Annotated in this window: 31 protein-coding genes and 1 pseudogene; 1 reads left to right on the top strand and 31 read right to left on the bottom strand. The window is 29.5% G+C overall.

The window, feature by feature from the left end; all coding sequences use genetic code 4:
* Positions 1-266: 266 nt before the first annotated feature.
* Positions 267-947 (bottom strand): IS30 family transposase, encoded by a 681-nt coding sequence (locus AC0B4S_RS01265; protein WP_465101311.1) that lies wholly within the window; start codon positions 945-947, stop codon positions 267-269.
* A 133-nt stretch (positions 948-1080) separates the two neighbouring features.
* Between AC0B4S_RS01265 and AC0B4S_RS01260 the strand changes: the two genes are divergently transcribed.
* Positions 1081-2262, top strand: a complete 1182-nt coding sequence (locus tag AC0B4S_RS01260) for an IS3 family transposase (protein ID WP_465101310.1) — start codon at positions 1081-1083, stop codon at positions 2260-2262.
* A 32-nt stretch (positions 2263-2294) separates the two neighbouring features.
* On the opposite strand, the gene AC0B4S_RS01255 is transcribed toward AC0B4S_RS01260, so the two are convergent.
* From AC0B4S_RS01255 to AC0B4S_RS01110, 30 genes and pseudogenes are all read right to left on the bottom strand, one after another.
* Positions 2295-2660, bottom strand: a complete 366-nt coding sequence (locus AC0B4S_RS01255; RefSeq protein WP_465101309.1) for a hypothetical protein — start codon at positions 2658-2660, stop codon at positions 2295-2297.
* Positions 2661-2946: 286 nt separating this feature from the next.
* Positions 2947-4131: an IS30 family transposase gene (locus AC0B4S_RS01250; RefSeq protein WP_465101308.1), complete on the bottom strand. Its 1185-nt coding sequence runs from the start codon at positions 4129-4131 to the stop codon at positions 2947-2949.
* 218 nt (positions 4132-4349) lie between these two features.
* The gene (gene rplO, locus AC0B4S_RS01245; protein WP_465101307.1) at positions 4350-4790 is read right to left on the bottom strand and encodes a 50S ribosomal protein L15; all 441 of its coding nucleotides are present in this window, start codon (positions 4788-4790) and stop codon (positions 4350-4352) included.
* A 2-nt stretch (positions 4791-4792) separates the two neighbouring features.
* The gene (gene rpsE / locus AC0B4S_RS01240) at positions 4793-5473 is read right to left on the bottom strand and encodes a 30S ribosomal protein S5 (RefSeq protein ID WP_465101306.1); all 681 of its coding nucleotides are present in this window, start codon (positions 5471-5473) and stop codon (positions 4793-4795) included.
* 2 nt (positions 5474-5475) lie between these two features.
* Complete coding sequence (gene rplR, locus AC0B4S_RS01235) at positions 5476-5826, bottom strand: 50S ribosomal protein L18 (RefSeq protein WP_465101305.1); 351 nt, start codon at positions 5824-5826, stop codon at positions 5476-5478.
* 21 nt (positions 5827-5847) lie between these two features.
* Positions 5848-6390 carry a 50S ribosomal protein L6 gene (rplF, locus tag AC0B4S_RS01230; RefSeq protein ID WP_465101304.1) on the bottom strand — a complete coding sequence of 181 codons (543 nt, stop codon included), beginning with the start codon at positions 6388-6390 and terminating at the stop codon, positions 5848-5850.
* Positions 6391-6398: 8 nt separating this feature from the next.
* A complete protein-coding gene (rpsH, locus tag AC0B4S_RS01225; RefSeq protein ID WP_465101303.1) occupies positions 6399-6794 on the bottom strand; it encodes a 30S ribosomal protein S8 in 396 nt (131 codons plus the stop codon).
* Positions 6795-6796: 2 nt separating this feature from the next.
* The gene (locus tag AC0B4S_RS01220; protein WP_465101302.1) at positions 6797-6982 is read right to left on the bottom strand and encodes a type Z 30S ribosomal protein S14; all 186 of its coding nucleotides are present in this window, start codon (positions 6980-6982) and stop codon (positions 6797-6799) included.
* Entirely contained in the window at positions 6982-7527 is a 546-nt protein-coding gene (gene rplE / locus AC0B4S_RS01215) for a 50S ribosomal protein L5 (RefSeq protein ID WP_465101301.1), read from the bottom strand. Before rplE ends, AC0B4S_RS01220 begins: the two co-directional genes overlap by 1 nt.
* A 6-nt stretch (positions 7528-7533) precedes the next feature.
* The gene (rplX, locus tag AC0B4S_RS01210) at positions 7534-7866 is read right to left on the bottom strand and encodes a 50S ribosomal protein L24 (RefSeq protein ID WP_465101300.1); all 333 of its coding nucleotides are present in this window, start codon (positions 7864-7866) and stop codon (positions 7534-7536) included.
* Between the two features lie 9 nt (positions 7867-7875).
* Complete coding sequence (gene rplN, locus AC0B4S_RS01205; RefSeq protein ID WP_465101299.1) at positions 7876-8241, bottom strand: 50S ribosomal protein L14; 366 nt, start codon at positions 8239-8241, stop codon at positions 7876-7878.
* Positions 8241-8501, bottom strand: a complete 261-nt coding sequence (gene rpsQ / locus AC0B4S_RS01200; protein ID WP_465101298.1) for a 30S ribosomal protein S17 — start codon at positions 8499-8501, stop codon at positions 8241-8243. The genes rplN and rpsQ overlap by 1 nt, the downstream gene beginning before the upstream one ends.
* Positions 8501-8695, bottom strand: a complete 195-nt coding sequence (gene rpmC, locus AC0B4S_RS01195) for a 50S ribosomal protein L29 (RefSeq protein ID WP_465101297.1) — start codon at positions 8693-8695, stop codon at positions 8501-8503. The genes rpsQ and rpmC overlap by 1 nt, the downstream gene beginning before the upstream one ends.
* 3 nt (positions 8696-8698) lie before the next feature.
* Positions 8699-9115, bottom strand: a complete 417-nt coding sequence (rplP, locus tag AC0B4S_RS01190) for a 50S ribosomal protein L16 (protein WP_465101296.1) — start codon at positions 9113-9115, stop codon at positions 8699-8701.
* A complete protein-coding gene (gene rpsC, locus AC0B4S_RS01185) occupies positions 9115-9765 on the bottom strand; it encodes a 30S ribosomal protein S3 (protein ID WP_465101295.1) in 651 nt (216 codons plus the stop codon). The genes rplP and rpsC overlap by 1 nt, the downstream gene beginning before the upstream one ends.
* Complete coding sequence (gene rplV / locus AC0B4S_RS01180) at positions 9765-10109, bottom strand: 50S ribosomal protein L22 (protein ID WP_465101294.1); 345 nt, start codon at positions 10107-10109, stop codon at positions 9765-9767. The genes rpsC and rplV overlap by 1 nt, the downstream gene beginning before the upstream one ends.
* A complete protein-coding gene (gene rpsS, locus AC0B4S_RS01175; protein ID WP_099309244.1) occupies positions 10109-10387 on the bottom strand; it encodes a 30S ribosomal protein S19 in 279 nt (92 codons plus the stop codon). Before rpsS ends, rplV begins: the two co-directional genes overlap by 1 nt.
* Complete coding sequence (rplB, locus tag AC0B4S_RS01170) at positions 10387-11232, bottom strand: 50S ribosomal protein L2 (RefSeq protein ID WP_465101293.1); 846 nt, start codon at positions 11230-11232, stop codon at positions 10387-10389. The genes rpsS and rplB overlap by 1 nt, the downstream gene beginning before the upstream one ends.
* Before the next feature lie 116 nt (positions 11233-11348).
* Positions 11349-11816, bottom strand: coding sequence for a 50S ribosomal protein L23 (gene rplW, locus AC0B4S_RS01165; RefSeq protein ID WP_465101292.1), 468 nt, complete (start codon positions 11814-11816; stop codon positions 11349-11351).
* 2 nt (positions 11817-11818) lie between these two features.
* A complete protein-coding gene (rplD, locus tag AC0B4S_RS01160) occupies positions 11819-12595 on the bottom strand; it encodes a 50S ribosomal protein L4 (protein ID WP_465101291.1) in 777 nt (258 codons plus the stop codon).
* Between the two features lie 131 nt (positions 12596-12726).
* Positions 12727-13386, bottom strand: a pseudogene (gene rplC, locus AC0B4S_RS01155) (50S ribosomal protein L3); the annotation flags it as partial.
* 20 nt (positions 13387-13406) lie between these two features.
* The gene (rpsJ, locus tag AC0B4S_RS01150) at positions 13407-13715 is read right to left on the bottom strand and encodes a 30S ribosomal protein S10 (protein ID WP_465101290.1); all 309 of its coding nucleotides are present in this window, start codon (positions 13713-13715) and stop codon (positions 13407-13409) included.
* 194 nt (positions 13716-13909) lie between these two features.
* On the bottom strand, positions 13910-14248 hold the full coding sequence (locus tag AC0B4S_RS01145; protein ID WP_465101289.1) for a thioredoxin family protein: 339 nt from the start codon (positions 14246-14248) through the stop codon (positions 13910-13912).
* A 1-nt stretch (position 14249) separates the two neighbouring features.
* A complete protein-coding gene (locus tag AC0B4S_RS01140) occupies positions 14250-15440 on the bottom strand; it encodes a hypothetical protein (protein WP_465101288.1) in 1191 nt (396 codons plus the stop codon).
* Between the two features lies 1 nt (position 15441).
* Positions 15442-17100, bottom strand: a complete 1659-nt coding sequence (locus tag AC0B4S_RS01135; protein WP_465101287.1) for a ribonuclease J — start codon at positions 17098-17100, stop codon at positions 15442-15444.
* Positions 17101-17327: 227 nt separating this feature from the next.
* Positions 17328-19211: a hypothetical protein gene (locus tag AC0B4S_RS01130; protein ID WP_465101286.1), complete on the bottom strand. Its 1884-nt coding sequence runs from the start codon at positions 19209-19211 to the stop codon at positions 17328-17330.
* A 178-nt stretch (positions 19212-19389) separates the two neighbouring features.
* On the bottom strand, positions 19390-20538 hold the full coding sequence (locus AC0B4S_RS01125) for an IS3 family transposase (RefSeq protein ID WP_465101144.1): 1149 nt from the start codon (positions 20536-20538) through the stop codon (positions 19390-19392).
* Positions 20539-20607: 69 nt separating this feature from the next.
* Positions 20608-20988, bottom strand: a complete 381-nt coding sequence (locus AC0B4S_RS01120) for a hypothetical protein (protein WP_465101285.1) — start codon at positions 20986-20988, stop codon at positions 20608-20610.
* Positions 20988-22388 carry a glutamate--tRNA ligase gene (gene gltX, locus AC0B4S_RS01115; protein ID WP_465101284.1) on the bottom strand — a complete coding sequence of 467 codons (1401 nt, stop codon included), beginning with the start codon at positions 22386-22388 and terminating at the stop codon, positions 20988-20990. The genes AC0B4S_RS01120 and gltX overlap by 1 nt, the downstream gene beginning before the upstream one ends.
* A gap of 63 nt (positions 22389-22451) precedes the next feature.
* Positions 22452-23738: a glucose-6-phosphate isomerase gene (locus AC0B4S_RS01110; RefSeq protein ID WP_465101283.1), complete on the bottom strand. Its 1287-nt coding sequence runs from the start codon at positions 23736-23738 to the stop codon at positions 22452-22454.
* Between the last annotated feature and the right edge of the window lie 2 nt (positions 23739-23740).

Genomic DNA, 23740 nt, shown 5'->3' with positions numbered 1-23740 from the left:
CTAAAAAACAATATAAAGGTATTTAATATATACCCATTTCAATATTACCATAAAAAAATTTTTTATACAAATATTTTAATTGTTTTTTGGAAAAGTCACTTGCGAGATATTAACAAAATAATTGTCTTTTAATTTTAACATAATTTTTAGATAAAAAATGTATGAGAAAACAGAAAACACGGCAGTGTTTTCTCGTTGGTTTTGCTTACTTTTGCCAAAAGTAAGGCCCCTTTGATTGCAATCAAAGGCGGGGGATTAAAAATTTCTTAGGTTATCTTATATTGCCGGACAACTTGTCGATAGTTATTTATTTTATCCATCATATAATCAATTTCTTGCTGAGAGTATTTGTCTAAGCTTTTTCCTTTGGGAATGTAATACCTAATTAAGCGGTGCATATTTTCTATTGAACCTTTTTGTCATGAACTATATGGTTGGCATTTAAATAGTCTTTCAGTTGGAATAACCTGGTGCAATAAGACATTTTCACTACCATTATCAACAGTTAAAGTTTTAATGTCTAAGTCATGTTTCTTGATTAGTTTTAGAAGAGTTTTTTTGATAGCTTTGGAGTTGCGTTTTGAGAGCATAGCATAAGACATTCTGGTTTGCCGTTCAATTATCGTCACAATACAATAGGTATCATTGATTTTACCAATAACGGTGTCTAATTCAAAATGGCCGTGTTCAGAGCGATCATTAATATAAGCTGGACGTTTTGAAATTTCTGTTGCATATTTTAATGTTTTAGGTTTGGTTTGCTTCTTCTTCCTTATGCCATATTTACCTTCAGATTTTTTAACAATATGGTCAAATTCAAGGAAATAAGGGTATTTTTTAATTATTTTATAAATTGTACTAGGTGAGGGAGCAAATTCATCAGGGGATAATTTTTTAAAAGAATTTACAAGATAGGTAACTGATTTCTTAACTTCTTTTTGCTGCAAATTCTTTTTATTTCTATTTTTATTGTATATATTAAGTTCACTTAAAGCCGGACAGAAAAGTTAACATGTAAATGTTAGCTTTTCTGTTACCATTCGTTGGTACCAACGAAGAATTTTTTTGAAAGGATAAATTATGTCAAGACATTTAAAGAAAGAAGAATTTGCAAAAATATATGAAGAATATCAAAAATCAGGTTTCCCAGGTGCTTTCCAAGCTATTTACCAAATATCACCAGAAACAAAAAACTTACAAAGAAATAGTGTAAAAGTTAGAATTAATAAAATAATTAAGTATTATAATTTAGGTATGGAAGACTTATTACAGACAAAGAAAGGTGAAAGCCGTAAAAAAGGAAGCGGCAAACCTAAGACGAAAAGAGAACCAAATTGAGATATTTTTGATCGTGATGATTTGTTACAAATAGCTAAAAGATATTATGAAATTACCAACGAATTACCTAAAAGTAAGAAAGTTATTGAATCTAAAAGTTTTAGTATAAGTTATGTTAAGCTTGCAGAAGTTTTTGGCATTTCTAGACAAACAATTTCTAAAACTCAAAATATTAAAATTGCACAAAAACTCCCTAAATATAGTGATGTAATCGAAAAATCGTTCGCAGAAACAAAGTCAAGATATGGAAGGTTAAAACTAAGTGTTTACATATCTAAAAAATACAAAATAGATATAAACGAACGTTCATTAGGGAGATATATGAACCTTTTAGGCCTAAAATGTAAGCTTAGACAAAAATCAAAACGAAAAGAAATTAAAAATCTATCTACTCAGATTGATAACTTCGTAAATCGTGATTATAATGATCAAAACAATCGAAATATTTATGCAACTGATGTTTCATATATAAAAGCGCCAAAAGATGTGTTAGAATCACACGTTTATTTGTCTGCAATTTTGTCTCATAAAACTAAACAAATTATTGGTTTTAAATTATCAAAAAGTAATAATCTAGAACTAGTTTTAGACAATTTAAATTCATTAAAGCAATACAAATCCAAAAATTTTATCATTCACTCAGATCATGGCTTTCAATATACACATCATCAATATATTAAAGAAGTTAAAAATCTTGGTGGGATTATTTCGTTATCAAGAGTGGGAAATTCTCTTGATAATCGAGAAATTGAATATTGGTTTGGAATCATTAAAACTGAATTATTAAATGATTTAGATTATTCAAAAATAACATTTAATGAACTTAATGATATGATACAAGAATATGTAATTTGGTACAACAATGACCGAATTCAATCAAACTTAAACTGAAAAACTCCACAGCAATTTGCTATGGAATTATAAATAACTAAAATGTTAAATTTTGCTGTCCATGTTTAACTATACCAATATTTTCTGTAGGCCTTTCATTTCTCTTTAATTGCATCACTTACAAAAAAGAGTCGCGAAAATGAATAGCCTAATAAATGTTCGTATAGTTTACTAAAATTAAGGGTTTTAACCCTCATTACTCTTTTTGAACACTTAGGACAAACATAGCGATTTTGTTTATCTAAACTAAGTGGTTTGCGATTTGTAATAATTTGGATTTTGCTTTTTATACTTCGAATGTCTCTATCAAAAATCTTGGCTACTTCTTGGATTGAGAAGCCTTCAGAAAGTTCTTGTAAAATATTATAAAGTTGTTCTAGATCGATTTGGTTTGCTCGTAATTTTCGATGCGACTCAAGAGCTCCTTGCATTTTCAAGATAGTATTATGATTCTCTTCGATTTTAAAATGTTAATATTTATTTTCTTTTCGATATTTGTCAAAAACACAAATATATTTTTCTAAATTTTTCTGTTTTTTGGAAAAGTCACTTGCCAGATATTAACAAAATAATTGTCTTTTAATTTTAACATAATTTTTAGATAAAAAAATGTATGCTAAAATAGAAAACACAGAGTGTTTTCTCGTTGGTTTTGCTTACTTTTGCCAAAAGTAAGGTCCCTTTGATTGCAATCAAAGGCGGGGGATTAAAAAAATTTTAGGTTATCTTATATTTCCGGACAACTTTCCGATAGTTATTTATTTTTTCCATCATATAATCAATTTCGTGCTGAGAGTATTTATCTAAGCTTTTTCCTTTGGGAATGTAATATCTAATTAAGCGGTGCATATTTTCTATTGAACCTTTTTGTCATGAACTATATGGTTGGCATTTAAATAATCTTTCAGTTGGAATGACCTGGTGCAATAAGACATTTTCACTACCATTATCAACAGTTAAAGTTTTAATGTCTAAGTTATGTTTCTTGATTAGTTTGACAAGAGTTTGTTTGATAGCTTTGGAGTTGCGTTTTGAGAGCATAGCATAAGACATTCTGGTTTGCCGTTCAATTATGGTCACAATACAATATGTATCATTGATTTTACCAATAACGGTGTCTAATTCAAAATGGCCGTGTTCAGAGCGATCATTAATATAAGCTGGACGTTTCGAAATTTCTGTAGCATATTTTAATGTTTTAGGTTTGGTTTTCTTTTGCTTCCTTATACCATATTTTCCTTCAGATTTTTTAACAATATGGTCAAAGTCAAGGAAATAAGGGTATTTTTTGATTATTTTATAAATTGTACTAGGTGAAGGAGCAAATTCATCAGGGGAGAATTTTTTAAAAGAATTAACAAGATAGGTAACTGATTTCTTAACTTCTTTTTGCTGCAAATTCTTTTTATTTCTATTTTTATTGTATGTATTAAGCTCACTATACCAATATTTTCTGTAGGACTTTCATTTCTCTTTAATTGCATCACTTACAAAAAAGAGTCGCAAAAATGAATAGCCTAATAAATGTTCGTATAGTTTACTAAAATTAAGGGTTTTAACCCTCATTACTCTTTTTGAACACTTAGGACAAACATAGCGATTTTGTTTATCTAAACTAAGTGGTTTGCGATTTGTAATAATTTGGATTTTGCTTTTTATACTTCGAATGTCTCTATCAAAAATCTTGGCTACTTCTTGGATTGAGAAGCCTTCAGAAAGTTCTTGTAAAATATTATAAAGTTGCTCTAGATCGATTTGGTCTGATCTTAATTTTCGTTGTGTCCCAAGAGCTCCTTGCATTTTCAAGATAGTGTTGTAATTCTCTTCGATTTTAAAATGTTGATATTTATTTTCTTTTCGATATTTGTCAAAAACACAAATATATTTTTCTAAATTTTTCATATAATTTTAAAGTCTCCTTTCATTTTTTTAAAATTTATTAATACAACTATTTTATTACAAGGCAGACAAAAACAATGTCACATGCAAAAAAACTTGCATGTGACATTTCCAATTAATACAATTAATAAACAGTATTTTTCTTAAAATGGTAATGATACTAAGCCACGAATATGCCAGTATTAAAAAAACTTCCTTTTACAAGGAAGTTTTTGTATAAATTATTCTTCAATAACTGTTCCGCCAGCTTTTTCCACAGCTGCGCGAGCTGAATTACTAGCTTTTTGTACTGTTATAGTTACTTTTTTAGTTAGTTGACCATTTCCTAATAATTTAATTGGTAAACGTCTTTTTACAAGACCAACTTCAAATAATGATTCAACGGTAATTGTTGCATTATTTTCAAATCTTTCTTCAATATCTTTTAAATTAACCACTTGGTATTCTACGTGATTTACGTTGGTAAACCCACGTTTTCCAATACGACGGAATCATGGAGTTTGCCCACCTTCAAATCCTAATCTATGACCTTTACGCTTGTTTTGTCCTGATTGCCCTTTACCAGCTTGTTTCCCTTTACCAGCTGCATGTCCACGACCTTTACGGTGTTTTTCAGGTCTTGAACCTTCAGTGAATTTTAGATTATGTAATTTAACTGCCATAATTATTTTTTAAGTTCCTTTACATCTTTATCTCTAATCTCTGCAATTTGTTCAGGTGTTCTTAAAGTCAAAAGAGCTTTAACAGTTGCTTTAACAACATTAGCTTTTGAACGTGAACCATATGTTTTAGTAACGATGTCAGTATACCCAGCAAGTTCAACAACAGCACGAACTGTCCCTGAAGCAATAAGCCCTTTCCCTTTAGATGCAGGTTTTAAGATAACTCTTGAAGATAAGAATTTAGCATTTACTTCATGAGGAATTGTTCCAGTTTTTTCATTTAATGGAACTGTCACCAAATGGTTTCTAGCATCTTTAATAGCTTTTTTGATTGCATCTGGAACTTCGTTTGCTTTACCATGTCCAAATCCAACACTACCTTTTTTATTTCCGATAACTACAAATGCTGAAAAACTAAATCTTCTTCCACCTTTAACAACTTTAGTAACACGAGCAACATCAATTAATTTTTCACTGTATTCAGATTCAACTCTTGGTGCACGGTTCTTTGAAAATGTTTTTCTTCTTGGACTAAATTCTCGTTTTTGGTTTTCGCCGTCTTTTTTAGGTCCAGGTTTTTGATCACGGTTAAATGGAGCTCTAGGTACTCTTTTAGCAAAAACCTCTTTAGTTCCTGTTTTAGGTTGTGTGTTATTTACTTTGGTTTCTTTTTCTGCGTTCATAATTAGAAATTAACTCCTTTTTCTCTAACTGCATCTGCAAATGCTTTAACACGTCCATGGAAAATATATCCACCACGGTCAAACACAACTTCAGAAATTTTTAATTTGTTAATTTTTTCACCCATTAAAGCACCTAATTTTGCTGCTGCTGCAACATTCCCGCCATATTCAGGGAAAGCTAAAGTTGAAGCGCTTGCTAAGGTAACTCCCTGAATATCATCGATTAATTGAGCATATAAGTTTTGGTGTGATTTGAAAACGTTAAGACGAGGTTTAGCAGCTGTTCCTTTAATGTAGTAACGGCTACGGTTATGTTTTTGTTTTCTAGCTTGATTTCTTGATAATTTTGCCATAATTTTAACCTATTAAGCTTCTTATTTTTTAGAAGCTGTTTTCCCTTCTTTACGTCTGATTTGTTCACCTTTATAAGAAATACCTTTACCTGAATAAACGCTTGGTCTTCTAACATTACGAACTAATGAAGCAAAGTGGCCAACACTTTGTTTATTAATTCCTTCAACTGCTACTTCAGTTGGTTTTGCAACTGTAACTTTAACATCTGATGGAACATTTAAAGTAACATTGTGGCTGTAACCAGCAGAAATTACTAACTGAGATCCAGTTAAAACTGCCTTATATCCAACCCCTTTAATTTCTAAATCTTTACGAAATCCTTTTGAAACTCCTAAGATCATGTTTGAGATATGAGAGTTTGTTGTACCATGTAATTGTTTGGTAGTTTTTTGCTCGTTAGCACGAACTGTTCTAACTTCATTATTTTCAACAAGAACTGAGATTAATTGACTAAATTCTCTGGTTAGTGTTCCTAATGTTCCTTTTACAGTAACTTTAGAACCTTCAACAGTAACTGTTGTTCCAGCAGGAATTGCTAGAACACGATTTCCAACACGAGACATTTAATTACCTATCAAATGTAAGCAATGATTTCACCACCTACATTTTCCTTTCTGGCTTCTGCCCCAGTCATTAATCCTTTTGATGTTGAGATAATTACGGTACCATAGCCTGATAAAATAGCTGGAATTTCGTCTGATTTAACATAAACTCTTAAACCAGGTTTTGATACTCTTTTAATACCAACGATGGCTGATTGATTTTTCTTGTATTTTAAAGTTATTACTAATGATTTATTAACTCCTTCACCTTCAACAGAATATGAAGAAATATACCCTTCTCTTTCGATTAATTTAACGATAGCTTCTTTTTTAACTGAATAAGGAACTGAAAGTGATTTATGTTTTCTAGCATTTGCATTTTTAACACGAACAACTAAATCTGAAATCGGATCTGTTATAAACATAATTATCAACTCGCTTTCTTCACACCAGGAATTTTACCTTCGTGTGCTAAATTTCTAAAACATACACGGCAAATTTTAAATTTTCTTAAAACCGCATGTGGACGACCACATAATTCGCAACGTGTGTAAGCACGGGTAGAAAATTTTGGATGACGTTTTGCTTTTTCAATTAATGCTTTTCTTGCCATTATTTAGCTCCTTTTTTCTCGAATGGTACACTAAGAAGTTCTAATAAGCTTCTTGCTTCATCATCAGTATTTGCACTTGTAACAATTAATACATCTAATCCCTTAATACGACGAATTTTGTCAAATTCGATTTCAGGGAAAATAATCTGTTCTTTAATACCTAAAGCAAAGTTTCCTCTACCATCAAATGCTTTAGGGTTAACACCACGAAAGTCACGCACACGTGGCAATGCAATGTTAATTAATTTTTCTAAGAACTCTCACATTCTTTCTCTACGTAGGGTAACTTTCCCCCCCATAGGCATACCTTCACGTAATTTTCATGAAGCGTTTGACTTTTTTGCTTTAGTTTCAAATGGTTTTTGACTTGAAATTAAAGTTAATTCATTTAATACTTCTTCAATAGCCTTTGAATTTGATACTTCTTTACCAGCAGTCATATTTAAAACAACTTTCTCAATTCTTGGAACTTGCATTAATGATGAGTAGTTGTATTTTTCTTTAAGAGCAGGAACAGCTTTTTCTAAATATTTTTGTTTTAACATAATTTACTAAATTTCCTTCTGAGTTTTTCTTACAACTCTCACTTTTTTACCATCTGCATTTACTCTGTATCCAAGTTTTGAGAATTGATTACCTTTTGATTTTGAAGCTTTTTTAACTAAGTATGCAACATTTGAAGCATGAATTGGAGCAGCTATTTCTGTAATTGAACCATCTTGGTTTTGTTGTGTGGGTTTGTTGTGTTTTTTAACAATATTAACATCTTTAACCACAACTCTTTGTGATTCATGTAATACTTTTTCAATTGTTCCGATTTTTCCTTTTTCTTTACCGGCAATAACTATAACTTCATCATTTTTCTTAAATTTAATTTTAGCCATAATTTCCTCCTATAAAACTTCTGGTGCTAATGAAACAATTTTTGGGAATTTTTCACGTAATTCACGTGCCACGGGACCAAACACACGTGTTCCACGTGGTGTTAAATCTTCTTTAAGTATTACAACTGCATTGTCATCAAAACGAATGTATGTACCATTGTTACGGTGAATTCCGTATGATGAACGCACAACAACTGCTTTAACAACTTGCCCTTCTTTTACCATTCCAGTAGGAATAGCTTTTTTAACTGAACATACAATAATATCACCAATGTTAGCTGTTTTCTTTTTAGATCCACCTAAAACACGAATAACACCAATTTCTTTTGCACCTGAATTATCAGCAACTTTAGCTCTTGATAGTTCGTGTAACATTATTCATTACCTGCTTTTGAAATTGATACTAATCTAAATCGTTTAGTTTTAGAAAGTGGTCTAGTTTCCATGATGACAACAATATCATTTAATTTAGCACTTTGATTCTCATCGTGCACAGCAAATCTTTTAGTTGATTTAAAACGTTTTGAATATAATGGGTGTTTTTTGTATGTATCGACTGCTACAATAATTGTTTTAGCTGATTTACCAGCTGAAACAACAGTTCCTGTTAATGTTTTTCTTGCGTTTCTAATCATTATTTAGCTCCTTTAATTTCATTTAAAGCAGTAAGGGCTTTTGCTATGTTGGTTCTTAATTCTTTAATTTTGTGGGTTTCTTTTAAATCACCAATTGAATTTTTGTATTTTAAGGAGAATAATTCTGCTTTAAGTTCTAAAACTAAAGTTTCTAATTCTTCAACTGATTTCTTTTTTAAATCTGCGTAAGACATATTTTAATTATCTCCTTTTTGTACTATTTTTCATTTAACTGGTAATTTGTGGCCTGCTAGACGCAATGCATCACGAGCAACTTCTTCAGAAACTCCACTTACTTCAAACATCATTGTGTTTATTTTAACTGCTGTATATCATAATTCTGGTGCACCTTTACCTGATCCCATACGTACACCAATTGGCTTAGAAGTTTTTGAGAAGTGTGGGAAAATTCTAATGATAACATCTCCTTCGCGTCCCATTCTACGAGTTGCAGCAATACGTGCTGACTCAATTTGACGAGCTGTTACTCAAGCTGATGTTACAGCTTGAAGCCCAAATTCACCGAAAACCACAGTATTACCTTTAGTTGCTTTTCTTTTATCATGTTTCACTAAAAATGGTTTTCTATATTTAGTTCTTTTAGGTTGTAACATTATTTATCACCTCCTAAAATTTCTCCAAGTGAAATTCATACCTTAACACCAATAGCACCATATGTTGTACGTGCTGTTGCTGTTGCATAATCAACATCTTGTCTTAAAGTATGTAATTTCATTTCTCCTTCAGAATAACCTTCTGAACGTGCCATATCAACACCATTTAAACGACCGCTTACCATGGTTTTGATACCTTTAGCTCCTGACTTCATTGCTAACCTAATAGCAATCTTTTGAGCTGAACGGAAGCTTTCACGATTTTCTAACTTAGTAGCAATCATTTCTGCTAATAATCTTGCATTTAAATCAGGTTGTTTTAATTCAATAACTTGTAAGTTAAATTTAGCTTGTCTGTTTTTAAGGAATTTTTGTAATTGTAAGGTTAATTCTTGAATATTTTTACCTTCTTGACCTAAAATAGCTGCTGGTTTTGTGGTGTGTAATAAAACTGTAATTTTATTATCTTTGCTTCTTCTAACTTGAACCTTACCTAATTGGTATTGACGCACTAATTTATCAAAGAATTTATAAATTTTAGCATCTTCTACTAATAAGTTTCCAAAGTTTGCTTTATCAGCAAATCAAGTAGAATTATGTTTTTTAGTAACTCCGTAACGGAATCCATTAGGATTAACTTTTTGTCCCATTAGTTTCTCTCCTCTAGTACAATTGATAAATTAGATGTACGTTTAAAAATTGAATAAGCATTCCCACGACTTCTTGGTTGAAATCTTTTTAAGGTTGGACCTTCATTTACATAAACTTCTTTAACGTATAATTTTGATGCATCCATTCCATGGTTGTTTGTTGCATTTGCAATTGCTGAGTTTAATAATTTAATGAATATTTTAGAAGATTTTTTAGCTGTGTTGTATAAGATACCCAGAGCTAAATCAACGTTTTTTCCTCTAAATAAGTTAGCAACTAATTTAGCTTTTGAAACGCTAACTCTTTGTAGCTTAACGTGTGCTTTTGCTTGTTGTCTTGCCATTATTTCTTCTTACCTTTATCTGCACCATGTCCAGAGAAAGTTCTAGTTGGTGAAAATTCACCTAATTTATGTCCAACCATATCATCTGTAACATATACTTCATTAAATTGTTTTCCATTGTGAACTGCAAAAGTTAAACCAACAAAACTTGGGAAAATTGTTGAACGTCTTGATCATGTTTTAATTGGTTTTTTAGGTGCCTTGCCTTCAACAATAGCATCAACTTTTTTTAATAAGTGGTCATCGGCAAATGGACCTTTTTTCAAACTACGAGCCATTATTTAGCATCCTTTCTTCTTCTTACGATAAGTTTATTTGAAGATTTCTTAGTTTTTCTAGTTTTAACACCAAGAGCTTTTTTTCCTCATGGAGTAAGAGGAGCTTTACGACCAACTGGTTGTTTTCCTTCCCCTCCTCCGTGTGGGTGGTCTACAGGGTTCATAACTGAACCACGAACTGTAGGTCTAATTCCTTTATGTCTGTTAATTCCAGCTTTACCAACATTAACAAGCAAGTGTTCTTCATTTCCAACAACACCTATTGTTGCACGGCAACGTGCTAATACACGACGAGTTTCTCCTGATTTTAATTTTAAGACAACGTATTTCCCGTCATCATCTTTACCTAGGATTTGTGCAGAAACTCCAGCACTACGCGCAATAATTCCTCCACCTCCAGGTTGCATTTCAATGTTGTGCACAAATGTTCCTTCAGGGATAAATGTTAATGGTAATGCATTACCTACCATAATATCTGCTTTTTCACCTGAATATACAACTTGTCCTACTTTAATGCCTTTTGGAGCTAAGATGTATCTTTTTTCTCCATCTGCATATGCTAATAAACAAATGTTTGCTGATCTATTTGGATCATATTCAATTGTTTTAACAATAGCAGGAATATTATCTTTATTACGTTTGAAATCTACTAATCTGTAGAATCTTTTAACACGTCCTCCATGATGTCTAACAGTAATTTTACCTTGGTTATTACGACCAGCATTATTTTTTAAATTAACTAATAATGATTTTTCTGGTGCATGACCTGATAAATTTTGTCTAAAATCTAGAGAAGACATATTTCTACGACCGTTAGTAGTTGGCTTATGATATTTCATTGCCATATTTATGTTCTCCTTTGCTTAAAAATAGTTGCGGATCTTTCTTTTAAGCATTAAATTCCGCTTAACTTTAATCTAATATTTATAATATTGTATTCTAACAATATTTGGGCAAAATCTTATTCTCCACCCACTTTACGTTTTTGTACTGGTTTAACTTTAGTTGTTGCTTGTTTTGTAGCTACTGTTTTTTTAGCAGCTAATTTTTTAGCAACTTTTGCTTCAACGTCTGAAACTTTTTTAGCTTTTTGTTCTTTTCTAGCAGTTTCTTCTTCGCTTACAACTTTAGCAGCATCATTGCTTGAAGGTAAGTAATTTAATGTTCCTTCAGATAAAGTTACTAATGCTTTTTTGTAGCGAGTTGTAAATCCACTGAAACGACCAACTTTTTTAGGTTTTTTGTCAACTTTAATAGTGTTTACTGATTCAACTTTTACTTGGAAAATTGTTTCAACAGCTTCTTTAATTTGGAACTTATTAGCAGCATAGTCTACTTTAAAAACATAAACAGGTTTTTTATCGTTTGATCTTAATCTATCTGTTTTTTCAGTAAGAATAGGTGATTTAATAATTCTCGTTAATTCCATAATTATCTACCTCTTTGTTTTAAGATTTCTAAACTTTCGTTTGAAACAATCATAATATCTGCACCAATTAAGTTTTCAACTGTTATTGAGTTAGCCTTAACAACATTAACATTTTGTAAGTTTTGTGCTGATTTGTAAACAAGTCTATTTTCATTAACTACTAAAATGTGTTTTAGGTGATTTACTTTGAAACCTTCTAACTTTTTAACTAAATCTTGTGTTTTAATTCTTTCTAATGCTAAATCATCTACCAATACAGCTTTATCTTGAGCTAATAATGTTAAAGCAGATACAAATGCTGCATATTTAACTTTTTTATTAACTTTCAATGAGTAATTTTTGTTTGCTTGAGGACCAAAGGCTCTCCCTCCACCAACTCAAATTGGTGAACGTCTTGAGCTGTGACGAGCACGTCCAGTTCCTTTTTGTCTTCATGGTTTTTTACCACTACCAGATACTTCAGCACGGTTTTTAACTTGGTGAGTACCTTGTCTTCTTGAAGCTCTTTCAGATAAAATAGAATCGAAAATAGCTTGTTCATAAATTTTTTCACTTCCAAATAAGTTTAATGGTAATTTAGCCGAAAATTCAACTTTTTTAACATTAAGGTCTTTTTGAATTGAAACTTTAGTTGTTTTTGGTTTTGGAGATTCATTTTTAACAACTGGTTTTGCAGTAGGTTTAACTGTTTTAGCTGTTGAAGTTTTAACAGCTGGTTTTTTAACTGCAGGTTTTGCACTTGTTTTTGGTTTGGTTTGCGTTTTTTTAGTTTCAGCCATTATTTGTCTCCTTTTTCAGCCGCTTCTTTAATTAATGCTTCAAGTTCATCTGAATGCATTCCAACTTTAACTTCAATACCAAACTTTTTAGCTTGTTCAACTAATTCATTCATTTTAACAACTTCGGCAACATCAACAAGTTTAACTTGTTCGCGGTTTGGCAATCCTTTAACAGCTTGTTTTACTACTACAAATGATTTTTTTGGTCCAGGGATTGAACCTTTAATTAAAAGTAAATTATTTTCAACATCTACTTTAATTACTTCTAAGTTTTGAACTGTTGTTTTAACATGTCCAAGGTGTCCAGGCATTGTCATGCCCTTGAAAACTCTGTTTCCAGATATATCTCCAAGAGATCCTGTTTGTCTTACTGGTTGTGAACCACCACCACCACCGTGTGATTTAGGTCCAATGTGTTGGTTGTGTCTTTTAATTGTTCCAGCAAAACCCTTTCCTTTTGAAACACCTGTCACGTCCACTAATTCACCAGCTGTAAAAATATCAGCTTTTATTAATTGTCCAAGTTCGTATCCTGACATTTCACGAACTTCTTTTACGTAGCGCTTAGGTGTTGTATTTGCTTTTGAAAAATGACCTTTTTCTGGTTTATTTGATCTGCTGTCTTTTTTATCAAACGATGCTAATTGAGTTGCAACATAACCATTTTTGTCATTTGTCAAGACTTTAGATACAACATTTGGTTGTACTTCTATCACAGTAACAGGTATTCTAGTTCCTTGTTCACTGAAGATTTGAGTCATACCAATCTTACGTCCTAAGATTCCTTTCATTTAATTCTCCTTATTTTTGTTTATTTTGTTTCTTTAACATGAATTCCTACACCAACAGGCAATTCTAATCTTTGAAGTTTATCAACTGTTTTAGCATTAGCATCGCTAATAACAATTAATCTTTGGTGTGTTCTGCTTTCAAATTGTTCACGTGATTTTTTATTAACGTGCACTGATCTTAAAATTGTGATTTCTTGGTATTTTGTAGGCAATGGAATTGGCCCACTAACTTTAGCGCCTTCTTCTTTAGCCGCTAAGTAAACTTTTTTAGCAGCTTGGTCTACAGTAACGTGGTCAAATCCTTTGATTTTAATATTTAATTTGCTCATGTGTTGTTTCCTCCGTTCTATATTTAATTGAACATAACTCCCTATAAAAACTTAACACAACCTCAACAACATATGTTATGTTAACAACCTTATAGTTCACTGTTATAGTTGCCTATCTATTATAATAAAAAAATAGAAAAAATAAATTTTTTTCCTATTTTATTTTTTGATAACTGTTTTTGGTGTATCGGGGCCTAGAATTGCTTCTCAATTCAGTACGTTAAGACTTGTTCTGGAACATATTCAAAGCCTTTTTCAATGATTTCTTGTCCTTTTAATAGAATCATAGTTGGAACCTTTAAAACTCTTCATTTGGTGGTTGGATCTCTTAATAATTGAGCTTCTTCAGCATCAACATTAATAAATGTAATTTCACTGCGATCACTAAATTTTTCAGCTAAATTGTCAAAGGTTCTTTTCATCATTTTACAATCACCACATCATTCAGCGGTAAATGTAAGGAAAGTTAAATCATGTTTTGCTGTATTGTTAATGTAATTTTCAGCATCTTTTCAAAGCATTTTCTTAAACATCTTATTCTCCTTTGTTAATTGGTGATATTTCATCTAATCAATGAATTTCACCTCTCTTTGGTTCAATTATACTACTTTCAGAATTTTCAATAACATTAATTTTTGGTGTTTTTTCTTCTAAAATTTCACCTTTTTCAAATGGATTAGTTTGAAAAATTGAATCAGATAAATCAAGTTCTAAGCTTAATTCATCATGTACATTGTCATTTGTTTGTATTTGCATAAGTTCTAAGTTTTCAGTATTTTCATTATCTAAAAACTCTTTTAAATAGTCTTGTAGTGGATGAGAATCTAATTCCTTTAAAAGTGTTTTTAGTTTGCCATCCTTTAATCTAAAATTAATGATTTTGGATTCTAAGAAAATTAAAAACTCATAAAACATTTTGGTTTGTTTTGAATAAGTATAAAACTTTTTAGAATTTGTTAACATTATTCTTTCATTTAATAATGATAAATTAAAAGCAAAAATAACTTTATTTTTTGTTTTAATTCGTAAAATTGGAAAAAATAATAGCTTGATTAAATATAGAGTAATCAGAATAATACAAACTAAAGCTAAAATATACGAAAATGAAATTACATATAGTAAGTTCAAAATTGAATCAAATAAAAACCCAATATTATTACTTATTAAATAATGATTAGTTAAATTTTCAATAATTGTTGAATTTGAATTAATAAACCCCACATTATAAAATTTATCCCATCATCCGTATAAATAAATATTTTGAAACTTATCATAATTAAAATCAAATTCTTTAAGATTAACATTAACAAAATGTAAAACCAAATGATAAATTAACAAAATTAAAACAAAACTTACAAAGATAAGTTTAAATAATTGTTTTTTAAAATTTCACCATGAAACTTTAAAACGTTTATTTAACCAAGCAAAACATTTATTTTCAAGTCGTTTATTAAATAGTTTTACAAACAAAATTATAAGCCATAAAATTAAAACAAACCATATAGAACCACCAAACAATAGTCCGTAACTAAAAATATAAAAAACTTTAAATTCATAACTTGGTGATAAAAACACAAAAGAAATTGTGCATAAAAAACTAAAAGTTCACAACAATAAACTTACAAACTGGTATAAAAGTTCTTTTTTAGGAACTTTTCGTGTAAAGTTTAGTTCTTTCTCAACAAAACTTATCTTTAATAATTTATAAAATTTACTTAATTTCATTTTATACCGGAAGTAGTGTTAAGGCAACGAGCGGATCTTTATCAGTTAATTTAAAAATTTTCTTACGAATCGTTTTACGAATTTTCTCATTTACTTCATACATTGAGGTGTAAACCCGATTAGATAGTAAATCAATAAAAACCTGCTTAATTAAATCATTTAACCAATTCACTTTATTTTCATCAATTACACCAATGCTTTTTATATTTAAATAGCTGACAATTTGTCGAGTTTTAGGATTATATTGAGCATTAATAATAATCACTCCTTCTCGTCCTAATACTTCTCGCTCAGCGATAACTTCAGAGGAGATATCACCAACTCCAAATCCATCAACAATAACGTCTTTTACTTCTTTAATTTTCGCATTTTGTGAAAATTTAATCCCGCCTTGAAAATGTAATACTTTTCCATTTAAAAGCACAATTGATTTAGTTTTGCTATTTTCAATACCATCAACTACATCAGCACAATCAGTTAAATATCTAAATAGACCTTGGGATGGCAAAAAATAATCAGGTTGTAAATATTTTACTAAACTAACAATGTCTTCGCGAAATGGACGACAATAAAAATAATTTTGATCAGGAATTTCAATTACGTGTGGTGTAATTCTGGCTATTTCATCAAGAATATAACTAACCTTTGATTCTAAACCATTGACCATTGGAGTATTCATAATAAAATGATCATTTTTTTTGAAACTTAAATATAAATCCTCGCCTGCAACAGTTTTTAAAAGTCTGTTATATAACCTTTCTGGTGAACCAGTTACTAAAATTACCACATTATTATATTTTTCAATCTCACGATAATCAATACTTATTGGTAATTTCATAGCATTTTGTTGATTGACAGTTAGCCTCTGCATTGTTTCAAGTAATGTCCAATAATTTTTACCATATACAGCAACAGGCCTTTTATATTTTAAAGCTAAGTTTAAAATATTATGTAAACTAACCATATCCTCGCTAAAAGCTCCAAAAATAATTCTTTGGTCTTTGCGAGCTCTTCTGAAAGTATTTGTAATACTTTCAGGTAAACTAAAACGCTCATATGCTTTACCAGCATAATTTGTTTTACCAGCATCTGATACTAATGCCCTCACTTTACGACCTGAAAATAGTTTTGGTAAATGTAAAAATCATGATTTACCAAAAAGACCTAAATCTCCTTCTAAATAATTAAACATAAAGACATAATCTCCAGTTTTTGTGATAAAACTAAAACCAAGGTTGCCTGGCACACTTCCAGATAATGCAATTGGCTGCACATAAATTCTACCTATTTTAGTTTTTTTAGTGATTATAATAATTTTATAACTACTTGGTTTGATATTGTATTTTTCAAGGCGATCAATAATAATATCTTTACTAAATTCTGAAGTATAAATTTTTAAACCTGGCACTTTCATTAATAATCAAGGAAGTGCCGAAAAACTTTCATTTCTAACATCAGTGATAAAAACACCTTTGATATATTTTTTGTTTTTTTCTAAATATTCAAAATTAGGGATAATTGTATCAATACCATTCTCTGCATTAACAGGTATTTTCACACCACTATTAACTAAATATAAATCTTCATTATAAGCAAAAACATAGCTGTTTTTACCATTTTCATCTTGCCCCCCAAGGGCAAAAATTCTCACATTCTCCATGTTTGCTCCTTTTTTTATTATTATTAAATAATTTAAATTAAATGTCTAAATAAATGCAAATATTTATTATTTTTTATTATAACATATGTTTAACAATTCATGCAACAAAACCTTTGAGTAAACTGATGAATATTTAAATAGTTTTTATATTGAAACATAAATCAAATATTAGTAATTTTATTTAACGAAAAATAACGAGTGCAACCTCGTTATTTTGAAAATTAATTTTAAATTGTTTGCTTTTGTTTTTCACTTTCTTCAATTTCCTGTATAGTACGTAAATTAACTGTTTGTGTTTCTTTTGAAGCATTAAATTTAAGTACTTTACCTTCTAATGGAAGTTCTATAGTTTCTTTATTTGTTTGTATAATCACTTTATCTATATAAAAATCACGGTTGTAATTACGTTTATTTGGTCCATTAAGGTCAGTTGAAAAGTTTATTTTAGTATCATTATTTATAAAATTAGAATTGTGTCTATTAAAATTTAAAGTGAAATAAGTAATGTTGTCTTTTGTATTCATAACTCTTATGTCAGCATCGGATCTATTATGAAAGCGGCTCATAAAGTTTTGACCACTAAATACAATATTAAAATCTCTACCACTGCCCCCTGGTTGCACAAATAGTTGTAATTTATTATCATTACCAGCTATATTTAGTTTATTTTCTTCTTTCTTACCTTCTTCAAGTCTTAGTTTATCCCAAAGTTCTTTTAGTTTTTTGTTAACTTCCTGTAACTTAGCTAAATTAGCATTTTCACTTAATTCAGATTTTAATTGTGCTAATTCTGTATTATTAGCAAAATTGTCATCAACTATTTTAGCAATTCTGCTAAATTCAGAATTTAGCTCTGTTTCTTTTTTCTTTAATAATTCTTTTAGTTCATTAATTGCTTGAATTACTTCAGAACTAGAAGAATTATCTGATATTTTAGCAGTAATTGTTTTAATTTGTGCATTATTTTCACCATAAGTAGCTTTTGCTTCATCTAAAGTCTTATTGTAATTAGAATCAAGAATAATTCTATTAATCTTTTGAGTAGCATTTGCTAACTCAGCTGATGTTGGATTGGTAGGAAGCAGATTTTTAATTTGCACAACTTTAGTTTTATCTTCTTCATCTAAGGTTTCAGAATCATTTAGGGATTTATTATAATCTTCTTTTATATTAACTAAAGCCTTAATTTTGTCTAATACTGATTCTAAATCAGCAGTTGTGGGATTAGCAGGTAATGAATCGATAATTGATTTAAGTTCAGGATGATTTAAACCATAATAATCTTCTGCTTTTTGTTTTTGTTTATTATAATCATCTTTTACTAAAATATCTTTAAGTTTATTAATTGCATTTTGTAATTCTGATGAACTTGGATTAGTTGTTGGAACTTGTGCTTTAATTTCTTCAATTTTGGTTTTATCTTCTTGGATTAAATTGGTATTTTCACTAGCTTGCTTAACTAATTTATTATATTCAGAATTTAATAAAATGTTTTTGATTTTGCCCTCAGCCTGAATTCAATCATTTGAGGTTGGATTCTCAGGTAAAGCATCTTTAATTTCATTAACTTTTTGCGTATCAGCTTCATCTAAAACTTCAAGAGCTTGTTTTAAAATTTTGTCATATTCTGATTTTGCATTAACAATTATATTAATCTTTTGAGTAGCATTCGCTAACTCAGCTGATGTTGGATTAGTAGGAAGCAGATTTTTAATAGTTTGAAATTCAGAATTATTTTCACCTAAAACATTTATAGCATTTTCAAATGCTTTATCATAAGATGTCTTAGCGATATTATAATTCTCTTGATCTTTAGCGAGAATTAGGTTATTAATTTTATTTATAGCTGTTTGTAAATCAATTGCATTTGGATTTTCTGGCAATTCATTTTTAATAACTTGAATTTCTGAGTTTTGAGAACCTAATTTCTCATTTGCTGTACTTAATAAAGAGTCATATTCATTAGTTAATGAAACAATTCTTTCTTTTTCTCTTTGTTGCTCTGGAGTATCTTTAGTAGGCTTATTTAAAATACCTAGCGTAACTCCAGCAATAACTGTACTAGTTGCAAATATCGAACCAACAGTTATTAAAAGTAATTTCGTTTTCATAAATATTCCTTTGTGTATTTAAATTTGCATTAAAATAAGTTTTATTTTGATGCAAAAAAATTATACTCCAAACCAAAAAAAAAAAAAAAACGTAAACTGGGAAATTTTTTTCGGACTGTTTTACCTTCCCCAACCATACCATTTGGCTTAGCCAAACGGAATGCTTTGGGAAGGTTTTTTATCTTATTCTTTTATAATTATATCAGTTTATAAATTCTTTGATTTTTTGTGATAATTCAATAAAAGTAAGTCTTTTACAGGTTTGATCAAAATTTGGGAAAATTTCACTTTTAAGAATTGAAAAGAAATATTCAATTTCACGATTATCAAGACTATTACCAATTCTTGACATTGATATTTTACCTTTTAGTGATTTTATTTTCTTAGTATATTCAAGCGAAGAATAAGCAGATCCATGGTCAGAATGTAAAATAAAATTATTTTTGAATTTTGTATTGGTGATATTATTCAAAATTAGTTCAGTATCATTTCTAAGTGATAATTCATAGGTCACAAACTTAGTTTTATGATCAATAATTGCAGATAAATAAATATGATTCTGTTCAATATCTTTTGGTGCTGGTATATAGGTCACGTCTGTTGCATATATATTATTGTTGCTTGAATTATAATCTCTTTTTACTAAATCAGGTACTTTAACACTAGTATTTTTAGATTCTTTAGTTTTATGTTTTTGTCTAACAAATGTTTTCAAATTCAGTTTTTTCATATAATTTCCTAGGGTTCTAGGATTTATTTGAATATTATATTCTTGGAAAATATATTTAGCAAGTCTCCTTCGTCCATACCTTTCTTTATTTTCGACAAAACTTTGAAAAATTATTTCTTTGTGTTTAACCTTTAGTTCTTTAGTCTTGTTGTTATCTTTCAATTTCTCGTAATATGTAGATCTTGAAACACATATCATTTTAGATTTTTTAGTATGTGAAAGATTCTTGATTTTCTTTATCTTTGAGATATCTGCATCAATATTATTTTCATTAAAAATTCGATAGTAGTATTTTATAACTGCATCTTTTTCATCATCTTTAAGAGTATCAATTCATGTATAATCGAGAACTTTCTTTTTCTTTCTCCCAACACCTTTATCTTTCTTAGGTGATTTACCGCTTTGTGATTCTATGTTCATATTTAAATTATACAGTTTTCTTTTCTTTAACATATTTCTCATTGATTCTTTATTTCAGTATACTTTTCTGATATCAAAACAGAAATTATCAAATTCTGCCTTCGTTATTCCCAGGTTCAAATATTTATCGTATAAGTCAAAAATTTTGATTCATTCTTTAGTCTTTAAATGTCTCATAACTACCTCTTTTTCTTTATATTAAAAATATTCGGATTTTGTCCGAATATTTTTTCCCTGTCTAAATTTTTATTCTAAATTTAAGGTTATTTTAAATTCACCAATGTGGGTGTTTTTAGTCTTTAAAGTATATTGAAAGATATAAGTGTTTTCATGGAAATCTTTAAAAGTTCACGCTGTTATACATGGAAGCATAAATTCTTTACCTTTATCGTTAACAACATAATTAAATTCAAATTCTTGTTGATATTTTAAATAAATTGATGAATTACTGGTATGAATATTGATTAGATCCTCTGAAATTTCAATCATGCTTTTGGTATTTGTGTTTGGTTCATCAAAGACAAATACTTTAAAAGCATCATTATGGTAAGTTTCTACTGGTACAGTAAATTCAATTGTTTTTAATTCATCATTTTGATTAATTAATGATTTAAAATGTAATTTCATTAGTATTGGTTTAGCGACTTAGTTACTGTTTCTTGTCCAAATAGATAAATAGCTTTAGCAAGTTCAGGACCATGTTCCCTAGAAGTAGTTGCCATGCGAAGAGGCATAAATAATTTTTTACCTTTAATGCCTAATAGCTCAGATGTTTGATTAATACAACTTTGGATATTTTCAATTGTAAATTCTTTATTTAATAACAAGTTTTTAAATTTCATAACTACTTTTAATTCATTTTGATCAAATTCAAATTTTGTAATCTTATTTTGTAATAAAATATTTAAATTATCTTTTAATTCATTTAAAGTAGCACAGCTTGATTTATATGTCTCTAAAAATAACTCAATTCAAACTTGACTTTTTTTAATATCACCTAATTTTAAATTTGATCATAATTCATAATTACATTGATTTTTAAAATATTGTTTTGAAAATCAAATCATTTTATTAATATCAAATTTGCTAGGGCTTTTGCTTAACCTTGTTTCATCAAATTTGGATATAATTTGCCCTTTGCTAAGAAGTTCTTGACTATCACTAGAAGTTCATCCTAACAAGGTTAAAAAGTTAAAGATAGCTTCAGGTACATAACCTTCATTTTTATAATCTTCTAAAAATTGTTTTAGAGATGTATCGCGTTTTGAAAGTTTTTTACCTTCCATATTAGTTATAATTGTTAAATGTCCAAATTGTGGCACTTCTCACCCAAGAGCATTATAAATTGCTATTTGTTTTGGTGTATTACCAATATGTTCTTCACCTCTTAAAATATGTGTAATTTCCATATCATAATCATCAACAACTACTGCAAAATTATATGTTGGGTACCCATCAGATTTCATAATGACTCAATCACCAATATCTGATGAATTAAATGAAATTTCGCCACGCACAATATCATTTCAAACATACTCAACATTTTCAGGCATTTTAAACCTAATTGAATATTCTCCTTTTGCATCCCTTACTTCTTTTTCAGCTTCAGAAATTTTTAACCAATTTCGGTTATATCTAAAACTTGGAATTCCTTTAGCAGAACTTTCATCTTTTTGAGCTTGTAATTCTTCACTTGTATCATATGCTTTATAAGCATAACCTTTTGCTAACAAAAGGCTTGCGATTTCTTTATACCGATCTAGTTTTTCACTTTGGCGATATGGTCCATATTTTGGATTAGGAACAAGGGGTGATTCATCAGGAATAATTCCAAGCCAGGCAAGATTATTAAGTTGTGATTTTTCGCCACCTTCAACATTACGCTTAATATCAGTATCTTCTAACCTAAAGATAAAATCACCATTATAATGTTTTGCAAATAAATAAGCAAATAATGCAGTTCTTGCTCCTCCTATATGTAAATAACCTGTAGGGCTTGGTGCATATCTTGTTCTAACTCTTTTCATAATTATCTCCTATTATACTAAGTTTAATAATAAACTCCATATCAAGCTGGAGTTTATTATTAATTATTTTTTACCTAAAATCTTAAACATATTTGCTTTGTAAACTTCAACACCAGGTTGATCAAAAGGATTAACTCCTAATAAATAAGCTGAAATTGCACAAGCTCTTTCAAAGAACATTACCAATCAACCAAAACTACGTTCGGCAGAATTTTCTAATAAAATATGAATGTTTGGAACATTACCTACTTGCACGTGTGCATCCATAGTCGCTTGAAAGGCTGCATTATTAACAAAATGAACTGTTTTTCCTTCAAGATAATTCAATTTATCTAAATTTTCTTGATCATGTGGAATTGTTAAGTCATATTCTGGTTTTTGTAATGTAACAATTGTTTCAAATAAAACTTTTGAACCTTCTTGTATAAATTGCCCAAGTGAATGTAAATCTGTTGAAAAAACTGCTGAAGTAGGTAATAATCCTTTACCTTGCTTCCCTTCACTTTCGCCAAATAATTGTTTTCATCATTCGTTAAAGTATGCAAAATTTGGTTCATATGACACAAGCATTTCGGCTTGGAACTCTTTACCTAAAAGATAACGAGCAACGGCATATTTATATGCATCATTTGTTTGCAATGAATCTTCTTTGTAAACTAAGTTTGCTTCTTTAGCGCCAGCTAATAATTCATCAATATTTATCCCAGCACATGCCAGTGGGAATAAACCTACCGGTGAAAGCACACTAAAGCGTCCACCAATTGAATCTAAAATTACAAATTTTTGATAATTCTTTTGTGTTGCTAATTCAAACAACGTTCCTTTTTTAGAATCAGTTGTCGCAAAAATTAATTCTGATGCTTTTTGTGTTCCAACTTTTTCTTCTAATAAATTTTTAAAGAATCTAAACGCAATAGCTGGTTCAGTTGTAGTTCCTGATTTGGAAATAACATTAATTGCAAATTTCTTACCAGCTGCATATTTTAAAAGTTGATCCAAGGCACTAGAACTAATCGAAGTCCCTGCAAAGATAACTTCCATTTTGCGCTCTTTTCCAGGGTATAAACCTTGGATAAAATCTAAAGCAGCTTTGGAACCAAGGTATGAACCACCAATTCCAATTACTACTAATAATTCAATTTCTTGTTCATGTAACTTTTTAGCTGCTTGTTTCATATCATTGACTTCAGCTAAATTAATATTTTCAGGTAAATCTTTTCACCCTAAAAAATCTGAACCAAGTGAAGTGAAATTATTCATTGCAGCATTAATTTCACTTACTTTATCTTGGTATTTTAAAATTTTGTTTTGACAAATTGCGTTTTCTAAATTTAAAACTAATCTTCTCATGT

The organism is Mycoplasma sp. 6934, from assembly GCF_055523595.1.
The sequence above is the reverse complement of the archived record's forward strand: the minus strand, read 5'-3'. Positions and strand labels throughout refer to the sequence as shown.